11 protein-coding genes are annotated in these 13,316 nt (G+C 40.7%); 3 read left to right on the top strand and 8 right to left on the bottom strand.

What is annotated here, in order from left to right; translation table 11 throughout:
• Positions 1-9 precede the first annotated feature (9 nt).
• The 6 genes from Q7A53_RS03175 to Q7A53_RS03150 form a co-directional block, all read right to left on the bottom strand.
• A complete protein-coding gene (locus Q7A53_RS03175; protein ID WP_411787654.1) occupies positions 10-969 on the bottom strand; it encodes a thymidylate synthase in 960 nt (319 codons plus the stop codon).
• Positions 970-998: 29 nt separating this feature from the next.
• Complete coding sequence (locus tag Q7A53_RS03170; protein ID WP_411787653.1) at positions 999-1,616, bottom strand: HD domain-containing protein; 618 nt, start codon at positions 1,614-1,616, stop codon at positions 999-1,001.
• Between the two features lie 10 nt (positions 1,617-1,626).
• A complete protein-coding gene (locus tag Q7A53_RS03165; protein ID WP_411787652.1) occupies positions 1,627-2,481 on the bottom strand; it encodes a DUF72 domain-containing protein in 855 nt (284 codons plus the stop codon).
• Positions 2,482-2,568: 87 nt separating this feature from the next.
• Positions 2,569-4,239, bottom strand: a complete 1,671-nt coding sequence (locus Q7A53_RS03160) for a formate--tetrahydrofolate ligase (protein WP_411787651.1) — start codon at positions 4,237-4,239, stop codon at positions 2,569-2,571.
• A gap of 367 nt (positions 4,240-4,606) precedes the next feature.
• On the bottom strand, positions 4,607-4,759 hold the full coding sequence (locus Q7A53_RS03155) for a small acid-soluble spore protein P (RefSeq protein WP_411787650.1): 153 nt from the start codon (positions 4,757-4,759) through the stop codon (positions 4,607-4,609).
• A 22-nt stretch (positions 4,760-4,781) separates the two neighbouring features.
• Positions 4,782-4,910: a YpzI family protein gene (locus tag Q7A53_RS03150; protein WP_411787649.1), complete on the bottom strand. Its 129-nt coding sequence runs from the start codon at positions 4,908-4,910 to the stop codon at positions 4,782-4,784.
• 252 nt (positions 4,911-5,162) lie between these two features.
• Between Q7A53_RS03150 and Q7A53_RS03145 the strand changes: the two genes are divergently transcribed.
• Together Q7A53_RS03145 and Q7A53_RS03140 are read left to right on the top strand one after the other, a co-directional pair.
• Positions 5,163-5,615 carry a MarR family winged helix-turn-helix transcriptional regulator gene (locus Q7A53_RS03145; RefSeq protein ID WP_411787648.1) on the top strand — a complete coding sequence of 151 codons (453 nt, stop codon included), beginning with the start codon at positions 5,163-5,165 and terminating at the stop codon, positions 5,613-5,615.
• Positions 5,612-8,260: an MMPL family transporter gene (locus tag Q7A53_RS03140; RefSeq protein ID WP_411787647.1), complete on the top strand. Its 2,649-nt coding sequence runs from the start codon at positions 5,612-5,614 to the stop codon at positions 8,258-8,260. The genes Q7A53_RS03145 and Q7A53_RS03140 overlap by 4 nt, the downstream gene beginning before the upstream one ends.
• Positions 8,261-8,402: 142 nt before the next feature.
• Here Q7A53_RS03140 and Q7A53_RS03135 read toward each other — a convergent pair whose 3' ends face one another.
• Both Q7A53_RS03135 and Q7A53_RS03130 read right to left on the bottom strand, forming a co-directional pair.
• Complete coding sequence (locus tag Q7A53_RS03135; RefSeq protein ID WP_411787646.1) at positions 8,403-9,455, bottom strand: dipeptidase; 1,053 nt, start codon at positions 9,453-9,455, stop codon at positions 8,403-8,405.
• Positions 9,456-9,594: 139 nt separating this feature from the next.
• On the bottom strand, positions 9,595-10,218 hold the full coding sequence (locus Q7A53_RS03130; protein ID WP_411787645.1) for a YpjP family protein: 624 nt from the start codon (positions 10,216-10,218) through the stop codon (positions 9,595-9,597).
• A gap of 335 nt (positions 10,219-10,553) precedes the next feature.
• Here Q7A53_RS03130 and ppc point away from each other — a divergent pair, with 335 nt between their 5' ends.
• Positions 10,554-13,313: a phosphoenolpyruvate carboxylase gene (ppc, locus tag Q7A53_RS03125; RefSeq protein ID WP_411787644.1), complete on the top strand. Its 2,760-nt coding sequence runs from the start codon at positions 10,554-10,556 to the stop codon at positions 13,311-13,313.
• The last annotated feature ends 3 nt before the right edge of the window (positions 13,314-13,316 follow it).

Here is a 13,316-nt window from a genome sequence, read left to right as displayed (position 1 = left end):
GTCTATAAATTATACAGCTACTGGTGCTTTAATGGCTGGGTGCGGGTCGTAACCTTCTATCTTCAAGTCTGCCATTTCCATATCGAAAATACTCTGTTTATCTTTATTGATCCAAAGTTCTGGAAGTGGTTTAAGCTCTCTAGACAGCTGGGTATGAACCTGTTCCACATGATTGCTGTAAATATGAGCATCACCCAGCGTATGGACGAAATCACCCACTTCTAACTGGCATTCATGAGCAATTAAGTGCGTAAGCAAAGCGTAGCTGGCAATGTTAAAAGGAACCCCGAGAAAGATATCAGCACTGCGCTGGTATAGCTGGCACGACAGCTTTCCGTCAGCTACATAAAATTGAAACATCGTATGGCAAGGCGGGAGTGCCATGTTTGAAGGTACATCTTCCGGGTTCCAGGCAGTAACAATATGACGTCTAGAATCAGGATTATGCTTAATTCCCTCAATAACATTCTTTAATTGGTCGATCGTATCACCACGAGAGGTTTTCCAGTCACGCCATTGTTTCCCATAGACGGAACCAAGATTGCCAAACCTTTCACTAAATGAATCATCATGCAGAATTAAGTCTTTAAATTTCTTCATTTGCTGCTTGTACTGTTCATTGAATTGAGGATCTGCTAAACTTCTTCTTCCGAAATCTGTCATATCCGGACCGTCGTAATCTTCACTCTCAATCCATGATTGAAAAGCCCATTCGTTCCAAATATTATTATTATTTTCTAGTAAGTAGCGGATATTAGTGTCCCCTTTAATAAACCACAATAGTTCACTTGCAATTAAGCGAAAAGGGACTTTTTTTGTCGTTAGCAAAGGAAATCCTTGCTGTAAATTAAATCTCATTTGGGATCCGAAAATGGAGTGGGTCCCTGTTCCAGTTCGATCTTCTTTTCTTACACCTTCAGCCAGCACATGTCTGCATAACTCCAGGTAAACTTCTTCATTACTTTCCATTAAGTGGTACCTCCTCTGATGTTCCAGCTTTATGTAGTTTTACTTTCAGTTGAAAAAGCATTCCATTCCTTATTGAACTCTTCCACATACTTTATCATGAAATCGTGCCGATGTTCAGCTTCTTTTCTGCCACTCTCGGTGTTCATTAAATGAACAAGCATTAATAATTTATCTTGAAAGTGTCGAAAAGAAGTTGCTTGATCACTAAATGAATGTATCGGCTGGCCATTCGCCCCACCATAGGCAAAGGTGCGGGCAATGCCAATTGCACCGATCGCGTCCAGTCGGTCCGCATCCTGAACGACTCTTCCTTCCAGCGTGGAAGGAACTTGTCCTTTAGAGAAGGAAATAGTCTCGATTAAATCAGAAATCAGGCTGATTTGAGTATTAGTGTATCCAAGAGAGGTCAACAAAATATCCCGCTGTTCAAGAGCTTTGTCAGGATAAGAAAATAATTTGTGATCTCCTATATCATGCAGTAAGCCAGTAGTTTCACAAATAAATGGATCAGCTCCTTCCTTATGAGCAAGAGCTTTTGACCATGAAGCCACTCGAACCATGTGTTCGTAATCATGACCCGTATAATCTTCTGCAAACTGCTGCCTTACAAACTGGTGGATGCGATCGAAAGCGGTCTGCTTATCCATAATTTCCTCCCTAAAACTGAAATAAATCCATCTGTCTAGGATTTAAATTCTTATATTCAATCTCCAGCATTTTCTGGAATTGTTTCGCATTATCCGCTGCGTCACCACCGGAATTATTATTAAATAAAGCTGTAATGTCCGGGGTCTGCTGTTTTAATAGTTGGATTCTTTTCACCCATTCCAATAATTCTTCCTCGTTATACCGATATAAGAAGCGAACCTTTCGCCAGTCTTTCCGCCCATTTTTATTCCATCCGTGAACGTTACGCCCGTGAAAACGGATCAGCGATTTTTCTGGATGGGTAGGCTCCAGCACTAATGGAACAGATCCTTCCCCTGCCTGTGGTTCATCACAAATCGTATGGATCCATTGCTGGTCCTTCATAAAGTCGATGGTCTGCTGTTTGTATTGATCGGTAAACCAGCTTCTATTTCTGAACTCTAGAGCAAGAGGATAATCGTCGAGCCACTCTCTGATCAGGCGGAGCTTTTGAATGTGCTGTTTATTAACATTGAACCATGGAGGAAATTGAAATAGTAAAGCCTTCACACGATTCGCTTCCACTACGGGCTGGATAGATTCTTCATAACGTTTCATTAAATCTCTGGCTTCCTGCTTCGTTCTGGCTGCCCGGTCATGACCGGTAAGCTGATTGAATGCCTTAATGACAAAAGTAAAACGCTCCGGTGTTTGATTTAACCATTTTTTATAATGGTTTTCAGGCTGAATGGCGTAAAATGCTGTATCTACTTCTACGACGGGAAAATGAGAAGCATAGACAGCAAGCTTATCTTCAGGTTTTGTTTGATCAGCGTAAAGGGAGGCATGGTCGCCCCAGCCGGTTAATCCTATATCGATCGTCAAGAGTTTTTACCCCCTTGTTCATATATTATTTAAATTGTAGCAAATAAAATCCCCCCCTGCCTACTTAAAGGCTGGGGAGGATGTAGTTTAAAACAATCCTTTTATCGTTCCAGCTTCTGTAACATCCATATTTAATGCAGCAGGTTTCTTAGGTAAACCCGGCATTGTCATAACGTCACCTGTCAGAGCGACAATAAACCCCGCACCTACTGAAGGGTGAAGCTCCTTCACAGTGATTCGGAAGCCTGAAGGTCTTCCTGGTTTGCCAGGATCATCCGAAAGAGAATACTGGGTTTTAGCCATGCAAATTGGGAGATTGCTAAATCCATTTTCATTGATCTGTTTGATTTGTCTTTTAGCTTTCGAGGAAAACTCTACTCCGTCTGCGCCATAAATTTTCATGGCAATTTTCTCAATTTTAGTTTCTATAGAATCATTCAGCTCATACGTATAAGTAAGGTCAGATTGCTTTTGTTCACATAACTCCACCACTTTATAAGCTAAGTCTGTACCTCCCTGACCACCTTCTGTAAAGACATCAACCAAGGAAACTTCAGCTTGCTCCTTGCTGCACCAGTTTATTAAATAATCCACTTCTTTCTGAGTGTCTGCTGGAAACTTGTTAATAGCAATAATAAATGGAAGATTAAATTGCTTTATGGTTTCCATGTGTTTTTTTAAATTATCCATACCATGTGCCAGGGCTTCTAAATTTTCTGTTTCCAATTGTTTTTTATCCATACCTCCATGCATTTTCAAAGCTCTAATTGTAGCTACAATAACCACTGCGTCCGGTTCAAATCCACCTGCACGAGTTTTAATATTTATAAATTTCTCCGCTCCCAAATCAGCACCAAATCCAGACTCCGTAACTACATAATCACCAAGTTTTGCAGCAATTTTCGTAGCCATCAGAGAGTTGCATCCGTGAGCAATATTAGCAAATGGGCCGCCGTGGATGATGGCAGGCGTATTTTCCAGCGTCTGGACTAAATTAGGCTTTATAGCATCTTTAAGTAACAGGGTCAGAGCCCCTTCAAATCCAAGCTGCTCAACGTTCACAGGTTCTTTCCCGTACGTATACCCGATAACCATTTTAGCAAGACGCTTTTTTAAATCCTGCAGATCATTAGCAAGGCATAAAACAGCCATAATTTCTGATGCTACTGTAATTTTAAAACCATCTTCTCGAGGCATCCCCTTTGTGGGTCCTCCCAAGCCAACCACTACCTGCCGCAGTGCACGGTCATTGATATCCAATACCCTCTTCCATTCCACTCGCCTTGGATCGATCTGCAATTCATTTCCCTGGTGAATATGATTATCAATAAAAGCGCTCAAAGCATTATTAGCTGTAGTAATCGCGTGGATATCTCCCGTAAAGTGAAGGTTGATTTCCTCCATGGGAACCACTTGAGAATATCCACCACCGGCAGCTCCCCCTTTAATGCCCATCGTTGGTCCAAGGGAAGGCTCACGTAAAGCAATGATCGTATTCTTATGTATCCGGTTCATCGCCTGCCCCAATCCAACTGTTATCGTCGATTTGCCTTCCCCAGCAGGGGTGGGGTTAATCGAAGTGGTTAAAATAATTTTCCCATCCGGGCGGGTGGCTAATTTTTCAAGAAGGTGGTCGGAAAGCTTAGCTTTATAATGGCCGTATGGCTCCCAATCCTCTTTTGTAAGCGCTAACATATTTGCGATTTCTTCAATTGGCTTCATTTCTGCATTCAGAGCAATTTCTATATCAGACTTCATTATGATTCTCTCCCCTTTTCTTTAGGTGGTCTTTTCCATTATAACGCAATTTTTTTGACTCGGTAGTATTTCCTGCCATTTTTCCAATGAGATCTTACTGATTATGCCGTTATGAGCTCTCTTCTCAAAAATGAAAAAATGAACAAAAGTAATTCATTTTTTATCAAAAAAACCCGAACTCTTTAAGAACGTCCGGGCTTTCTGTGGTTCAAAAAATAGGCTTCATCTCTCTGGGGAGTCTATAGATGGTGCTGTATCCGATGAAATTTGCGCTGATCATTGTCATCGCTGTCTTCTGCCTTGAGCATTACTCAACGTTCGGCAGTGACAAGATTATGATTGTCACAGGCAGTTGCTGATTCATACGTTACATGTCATGGGAACTATGCTGATTCTGTCTGGAATGATTAGCGTTTTTCACCTTATGAGATCCTTCTGTTGGCACACCATAGGGCTGCTTTGGACTTTGCGGTAGGTGGACGCGTTCTTGCTGTTTTGGTCCCATTTTCTTTCCTGACATATATGCTTCCTCCCATCGTTAATTATTTGCGCTTTCTAGCTTCCTCCGGGCCTTCTAATTTCGTGGCACCAGGATAATGAAGGCTCTGATCTCTGTCAGACTCCACTCGTTTCGATTGCTTTAACTTTTTTATTTGTCTATCTTTTCCCATAGTTAGTCCTCCTCTCCTTGTTAGTATGAATAAAGGCAGCATCTCTCATACAAAGGAATAAGGGAATTCTCCCTATGCATCATTAAGCAAGAGAAACCGTAAGCGAATTAACTGACATTCATCCCTCTGAAGGCACACTGTAGGAAGAATTCCTTGAATATTGCTTCCCCTGCTCCTCCTTTACTTGATCTTAGTCAGTTTAGAGGTTAAACTATATTTGTTTAGGGTATAAACTATTGAGGGGTGGATTTTTTGGGAAAACAATTAGACACAGCAATCGAATTATTTAAGGACATTATGATTTATGGTACAGAACGTGTCATAAAATCGATCGATCATGAAGTCTTTCATGACTATTCACCAGAACAGCTGCACATGATGCAGATTTTATCCAAGACTGAAGGAGTATCACCAGGAAGATTAGCTGCTTTACAAGGGGTTCACAAAAGTGCCGTCTCAAACCGAGTTAAAAAATTAGCTCAGCAGGAAATCGTAGTCATTCACGGTTCGGAAAAAGACCAGCGCGGGAAAACTATTCATCTAACGGATAAAGGTATAAAAATTATACAAACTTCCAACCAAGTCATTTCCCGCCATATTGAGTCCCTGCTTTCCGATCAACTGGAAGATGAAGAAATTGAGGAATTCATTCGCATTTTTATTAAACTTAAATCGATTTTGAAAGTGGAGGAAGATAGCCAATGAGATATATCTTAAAATATAAATGGATCGTTGCACTACTCCTGCTGGTTTTAACCGTGGGATTAATGTTCATCTCTCCGAATCTTACTAAACAGGCGGAAGATGCGGGGAACTTACAACTGCCCGATGATGCAGATTCGCAAAAAGCAGCAGACATATTGAATAATGCAGGTGCGAGTGATGAAACCATCTCTTTGGTATTTGATCTTGATCAGACTGTTGATGACCAATCGAAAGAAAAAATAAAGCAGGTTGTCACCAAACTGGAGAAAATGAAAGCTCCACTTAAAGACGTTATTAACCCCTTCCAGTCTAAAGAAACAGAAGATCAGCTTGTATCAGAAGATAAGAAAACCATCCTGGTCCCTGTTACTGTCGATGGAACTGACGAAGAGATCAATGCACTAGCAGATCGTATAGACAGTAACATTTTACCTGATGACCTGCATGCGTATATAACAGGACAGTCCATCATTAATCAAGATGTAAATGAAAGCAGTCAAAAAGGATTAGAAAGAACGGAAATCATTACGATCGTATTAATCTTTGTTCTGTTACTCGCTGTCTTTCGTTCCATTATTACTCCCTTCATACCGTTAGTTGCAGTCGGAATCACTTACTTATTAAGTCAATCACTTGTTTCCTTCTTTATTAAATGGTTTGACTTTCCAGTATCCAATTACACCCAAATATTTCTAGTTGCTGTTTTATTTGGAATAGGAACAGATTACTGTATTCTCTTGCTCAGCCGGTATAAAGAGGAATTAACTCAAGGCCACTCTACAGAGGAAGCCATTATAAACACCTATAAAACAGCCGGACGCACACTACTTATCAGCGGAATAGCTGTTTTTGTCGGTTTTCTTTCTATAGGGTTTGCAGATTTCCGCATATTTAAATCTGCAGTGGGAGTGGCCGTGGGAATTGCGGTATTATTACTGGTTTTATACACGATCGTGCCCTTTTTTATGGCGGTGCTTAAAGGAAAACTATTCTTTCCTTCTAAACGGTCCGCAACGCATAGAGACAGTAAGATCTGGCGAGGTCTCGGCCGGTTCTCCGTTTTAAGACCTGTATGGTCCATGCTGGTTGTTGCAGCCATTACGGTTCCATTTCTATTAACGTATAATGGCAAGCTTTCTTTTAATACTGTTAATGAGATTGGAGATGGATACGACTCTGTAAAGGGCCTCCATGCCATAGAAAATGGTTTCGGAAAGGGAGAATCACTGCCCCTTACAATTATTCTTAAAGATAAGAAAGATATTGTCACAGAAAAAGTCCTTCCTTATGTAGAAGTGCTCAGCTCGGAAATTGAGAAAAATGACCAAGTGGATTCGGTTCGGTCAATTACCCGCCCTACTGGAGAAGTGATTAATGATTTGTATGCTAATAACCAGCTGAAACAAGTTGCCGATGGTCTAAAAAAATCCAGAGACGGGATTAAACAAACGAAGCAGGGGTTGGCAGATATTCAAAGTCAATTAACCAATATCTCCTCTTCCATTCCATCAGGATCGAGTACGGGGGGGTTATCCGACGCTGCCTCTGCTATCGGACAAGTGAATCAACAGCTGGGAAATATTAATCAAGAACTGCAGCAGACACAGAATACTGCTCAAGCTGCCGCCGGTCTTAACCAAGTCCAACAGCAGCTGGGGCAAATTCAGCAGTCGCTCTCCGGGGCATCTTCTCAACTCCAAAATCAAGCGAGTCAAACGAGTGATTTAAAAAACGGGCTATCCCAATTGGCTGAAGGAGTTGGTTCTTCAAAAGATGGACTCGATCAAATTCAAAATGGTTTAAGTGATGCAGCAGATGTCTTATCAGCTATGGGAAAATCGGATCCACTGCATGATACTGGAGTTTATATCCCTGAAGGAACACTGAAAGATAAAGATTTCCAATCCTCCATTGATCGTTATTCATTCGATGAACAAAAAGGGTTAAAGCTGGAAGTCGTATTGAAGAATGATCCTTATTCTAAAGAAGCCATAGATACAACAAAAGATATTAAAAACACCGTAGAACAGCAATTAAAAGGTACACCGCTCGAAGGGATGACAGTAGCCTACAGTGGTATTTCTAGTACAAATGAGGATCTATCCAATATCTCTAAGAGCGACTTCAATCGAACGGTTACGATTATGATCATTGGTTTATTTATCGTACTAACCATCTTATTCCGGTCCATAATCATGCCGGTCTATATGATTGGTTCCTTACTGTTAACTTATTATACTTCGATATCTATAGCTGAATTAATCTTTGTAAATATCCTCGGGTATGATGGGATCACTTGGGCCGTCCCTTTCTTTGGATTTGTTATGCTGATTGCTCTTGGTGTAGATTATTCCATCTTCCTACTAGATCGTTTTAATGAAGAGGCCAAAGTAGATTTTAAAGAAGCTATGCTTACTTCAATGGCTAAAATGGGCACCGTAGTTATGACAGCTGCCATCATCCTAGCTGGGACATTCGGAGCTATGATGCCTTCAGGGGTATTAAGTTTAATTCAAATAGCCACGATAGTTATTACCGGGTTACTCTTTTATGGCTTGATCATACTGCCTCTGCTTATTCCGGCAATTACCGTCTCTTTTGGAAAAGGGGCATGGTGGCCATTCAAATCAAATAGCTCACAATAAACTTCAAGTATTCAATCAAAAATAGACTGGGTTCCAACCCGTCAAAATAACAAAAAAAGGTTCCGACCCTCATAACAGAGGGTCGGAACCTTTTTTGTTTTGTTACTATTCTTTATCAGCTTGGGAAAGGAGCTGCCCCCATTTATTTCCATGTCTCTTCTAGTACTCGCAGCCAGTTTCCGTGTGTGATTTTTCGCAGGGATTCCTCATCAAAACCACTAGCCTTAAGCTGGCTGGTTAACTTGTCGACTCCTGAAATATCTTTCAGTTCTGCTGGAACGGTTGTCCCGTCAAAATCTGAGCCTAATGCTACGTGCTCAACACCAATCCGGTCTGCAATATATTGAATATGTTTCACAATTTCTTCGATAGGCGTTTCTGCAGGAATTTTCGCATCGCCTTGAAGCATGTTGATACTATAAGTTACTCCTGCTACTCCATTCGATTCAGCTATTGCATCTAATTGTTTATCCGTAAGGTTACGGGAAATTGGACAAAGTGCATGGGCATTTGAGTGGGTAGCTACCAACGGCGCATTAGTTAACTTCGCAGTATCCCAGAATCCCCTCTCATTCATATGGGACTGGTCAAGCATGATACCTAAGGTGTTGCACTCGCGTACCAATTTCTTTCCAAGCTCTGTTAATCCTGGTCCCGTATCGGGAGAGGAAGGATAGATATAAGGCACACCTTCAGCGAAAATATTCCCTCTGCTCCATACTAAGCCTAAAGAACGTAGCCCTGCTTGATGATAAACGTGTAACGCATTCAAATCTTTATCAATTGCTTCCGCTCCTTCCATGTGAAGAATAGCAGAAAGTGATGGCTGCTTCATGTTTTTCCTCAGTTCCTCTACGGATCTCACGACTTTAAACTTGCCCTTTGACTGGCGCTCAAGACGGAATAAATTTGCGATCATTTGATTGGTGATACGGTGAGAGTATTCATACGTTTCTGCTTCAGGAAGCGGCATTTTATACCCAGAGTTAGTCATAAAGTCTTCGGGCTTTTTCATTTTCTTTGCAGGTGGCGAAAAAACAGCGAAAAAGCCTGCCTTTAATTGGTGCTGCAGAGCGCGGGGTAAATCAAGGTGCATAGAGGAACTTCCCTGTAAAAAAGCTTCTTCGACCGGTTGTTCCTGCTGTATAAGTTTTAACAATGTATCATTATGTCCATCAATTATGATATTCCCCATCTTTAAACATCCTCCCTATTTCCTTCTCAATCCCCAACTTTTCACAGTTAGAATCCATCAGTGACTATACTTTCTTCAGTTACCTATCCCCTAAAAACAAAAAGACCGCTTCTATTAACGGTCTCTTTGAATAAGTTCATTAAGCCATCCATTTGGGTGGAGTATTTTTCGACCAATAAACGTCCCCGATGGTGTGATGTGCCTCAAACCCATCTTCATTTAAGTGATAATGAAAATTGAACCAGTACCCTTCTCCCGGACGCTTGTCCCTTCTTACATGGAATCGAGCTACTTCTATTTTTTTGTTGTGGTCATAAAGGTTAAATATTTTCTCCCCATACCCTGCTGAAGGTTGTTCAGCTATCTCATAATTGGGGACTGTTTCGTCTTCTTGCTGATGGAAAAGTTCAGCGATCACACTTTCCATTCCAGGCAGTACTGTAGTTAACATTTCGTCTTCCACTTGATTCATGATTTTAGGACCTAATTTAGATACGGTTTGTTCCCTTGCCTCTGCAGTAATTAAGTGAATATATTCTTCGTTGGTTAGAGAAGAATCTAAGGAATTCTTTGAATTCGAATCATCGCGGTTATTAGAATCTTGACTCTCCGAGAAAGAGAAGATTTCCTTTTCCAGATTCTCTTTAGGTGAGACTTCACTATTCTTAGCTGTTTCTGTGTCTATGTAACTAGTCGGAATATAAATTCCTAAGGTCATGATAGCAACCAGAACAACAAAGACTTTTCTTATCCATATTTTCATAAGATAAACTCCTTCAATCTTTACTCTCTTTAAATTCTACCATTTTGTTCTAAAAAGTCTATAAAACCGATTACATTTAAACAAATATTCATACAACTCCGCTAAAACTTTAAAGGCATCTAGTTTACGGACTGCTTAATTTACGAAATAACCTATAAAAAAGTTTCACTCATTGAAAACAATTCCAGAAATTTTTTTTCGTGAAAACATGGGTTAAATCGAACAATTTTCAGCGAATCATTTGACTATACAAATAATTCTGATAACATTATTTAAACATGATGAGGTCTATTAAAAGCCCGTCAAATAAAAGTTTATAATAGGAAGGTGAGAGTGTGCCAATTCAAACTACAAACAGTGACCATACCACTCCTCTCCGCCGCGACGTGAATGCTCTTGGAAACATTCTTGGAGATATTCTCGTTCATCACGGAGGAGAAGAACTACTGGATAAGGTAGAAACGATCAGAACACTAACCAAAAATTTACGTAAAAACCCTGATGCTGGACTCTACCAAAACCTAAAGGATGAGATTAACAACCTCCAGCCACCCATGCGCTCTCAAGTAATCCGCGCATTTTCTATTTATTTTCACCTCGTTAACATAGCCGAGCAAAACCACAGAATTCGCCGCCGTCGCGAATATCAACTTCGAGAAGATCACGGGGCCCAGCCTTTTTCTTTAGAAAGTGCGGTTTTGTCATTAAAGAACAATGATTTTTCTAAAGAAGTTATTCAAGATGTCCTTCATCAATTATCACTTGAACTCATTATCACGGCCCACCCAACTGAAGCTACCAAACGAACCGTGCTCGAGATTCAAAAAAGAATAGCCAATCTATTGAAGCAGCTGGATCAACCGCAAATGACGAAAAGTGAGCGGGAGAGTCTAAAGGAAAGCTTATTTAATGAAGTAACCGTTCTCTGGCAGACTGATGAATTAAGACATCGTAAGCCAACCGTGATGGATGAAGTAAGAAACGGACTTTATTACTTTGATCAAACACTATTCGATGTTCTTCCTGATATCCACCAGGAATTGGAACTTCAGCTTGAAGAGGCTTACCCCAATGAAGAATGGACTGTTCCTAATTTCTTAAAATTTGGTTCATGGATTGGCGGAGACCGCGATGGAAACCCTAATGTAACCCCTGAAACCACTTGGGAAACCCTTAATAAACAACGTGAACTTGTATTAAAAAAATACGAAGAAGTTCTTGTTGAACTGATGAAACGGTTCAGCCATTCTACTAATCGGGTCAGCATTAAAGAAGACTTTATCCATGCCGTTGAAAAGGAAGAACAAAATCTTTCCGAAAATAAAAAGTGGCGAGTGGATAACGAAATCTACCGGCGCAAATTTGCTATTATTCTTGAACGCCTTCGCCAAGTAGGAAACGAAGAAAATGGCTACCAATCTGCAGATGAATTATTGAGTGATCTTCGCCAAATTCAAACCAGTGTCAAAACCCATCAGCCCAATAAGCATGAGTTGAAAATGCTGAGAAAATTAATTAGGCAAGTCGAGCTTTTCGGCTTTCACCTGGCAACTCTTGATATTCGAAATCACAGCGGTGAACATGAAGCGGCCATAGATGAAATCTTAAATAAAGTTAACATATCAGAAAACTATTCTTCTCTTTCTGAAGAAAAGAAAATCAACGTGTTGGAAAGTGTCTTAAAAGACCCTCGGCCGATCACCTTATTGAATGAAGATTACTCTGAAGCTACACAAGAAATGCTGAAAGTCTTTCAAATGATTAAGCAAGCACATAATGAGTTCGGAGAGCGTTCGATCGAAGTATATTTGATAAGTATGACTGAAGCTGCCAGTGATTTATTAGAAGTACTAGTGCTCGCAAAAGAGGCAGGTATTTATCGTCTGCACGCAGATGGAAAAGTTGAAAGTCATCTGAATGTAGCTCCACTTCTCGAAACAGTAGACGATTTGGTTGCAGGTCCAGAAATATTAAAAACCGTTTTTGACATGGGCGTTTATAGTAAACACCTACATGAAAGAAATAACCATCAGGAAATCATGCTGGGTTATTCTGATGGCAGTAAAGATGGCGGTACGTTGACAGCAAACTGGAGATTATATAAAGCTCAACAGGAAATACATGAAATGGCTAAAGAATATCAAGTTAAATTAAAATTCTTCCATGGTCGCGGAGGCTCACTTGGAAGAGGCGGCGGACCCCTAAACAGAAGCTTATTGTCTCAGCCAGCTGAAACTTTGGGAGAAGGAGTTAAAATTACCGAACAAGGCGAAGTGCTATCTTCTCGTTACCTGCTTAGAGATATTGCATATAGAAGTCTTGAGCAGGCTGCCTCCACCCTGGTGGAAGGCGCAGCTAATTTATCTCAGGAGTCTGAGCAGTCTCACCATCGCGAAGAGCAATGGGAACAAGCAATGGAAGATATCTCGGACATCTCCCTGAAAAAATATCAATCGTTAGTATTTGGAGACGAGGACTTCCTCACCTATTTCAACGAAGCCACTCCGCTCCAAGAACTGAGCGAATTGAATATTGGTTCCCGTCCAATGAAACGGAAAGACAGCTCCAAATTTGAGAACCTGCGGGCAATTCCATGGGTATTTGCCTGGACGCAGAGCCGTCATCTGCTTCCAGCCTGGTATGCTGCTGGTACAGGTTTAGCAAGCTACGCAGGAGAAAATGAAGAACACCTTGCTCTTTTACAGCAAATGTATAATAACTGGCCATTCTTCAGGTCTACGATCGACAATTTACAAATGGCTCTTACGAAGGCTGATATTCAAACAGCGAAACAATATATTGCGCTTGTAAATGATCAGAAGCTGGGAGAGAGAATCTTTAAGACCATCGTTACTGAGTATGATGAAACAAAAGAAATTCTTCTGAAAATTACTGGAGATGAGGAATTGCTGGATCAACAAGCAACGATACAGGAGTCAGTTCGTCTTCGTAACCCTTATGTTGACCCTTTGAACTTCCTGCAAGTTGAATTGATCAAAGAACTCCGAAACTCAGAATTAGAAGATGACGAATTGCATACGGAGGTATTGCTCACAATAAGCGGTATTGCTGCAGGTTTGAGAAATACCGGTTGAATT

It is taken from the genome of Halobacillus rhizosphaerae (genome assembly GCF_046719735.1).
GTDB lineage: Bacteria > Bacillota > Bacilli > Bacillales > Halobacillaceae > Halobacillus_B > Halobacillus_B rhizosphaerae.
This window is presented reverse-complemented; position numbering and strand designations above follow the sequence as displayed.

Bases quoted from the DNA above. Each gene is read 5' to 3' on its own strand.
- Q7A53_RS03150 (WP_411787649.1), bottom strand. From the start codon at position 4,910: ATGGGAAAAGATAGACAAATAAAAAAGTTAAAGCAATCGAAACGAGTG.
- Q7A53_RS03175 (WP_411787654.1), bottom strand. From the start codon at position 969: ATGGAAAGTAATGAAGAAGTTTACCTGGAGTTATGCAGACATGTGCTG.
- Q7A53_RS03135 (WP_411787646.1), bottom strand. From the start codon at position 9,455: ATGGGGAATATCATAATTGATGGACATAATGATACATTGTTAAAACTT.
- Q7A53_RS03155 (WP_411787650.1), bottom strand. From the start codon at position 4,759: ATGTCAGGAAAGAAAATGGGACCAAAACAGCAAGAACGCGTCCACCTA.
- Q7A53_RS03170 (WP_411787653.1), bottom strand. From the start codon at position 1,616: ATGGATAAGCAGACCGCTTTCGATCGCATCCACCAGTTTGTAAGGCAG.
- Q7A53_RS03130 (WP_411787645.1), bottom strand. From the start codon at position 10,218: ATGAAAATATGGATAAGAAAAGTCTTTGTTGTTCTGGTTGCTATCATG.
- Q7A53_RS03160 (WP_411787651.1), bottom strand. From the start codon at position 4,239: ATGAAGTCTGATATAGAAATTGCTCTGAATGCAGAAATGAAGCCAATT.
- Q7A53_RS03140 (WP_411787647.1), top strand. From the start codon at position 5,612: ATGAGATATATCTTAAAATATAAATGGATCGTTGCACTACTCCTGCTG.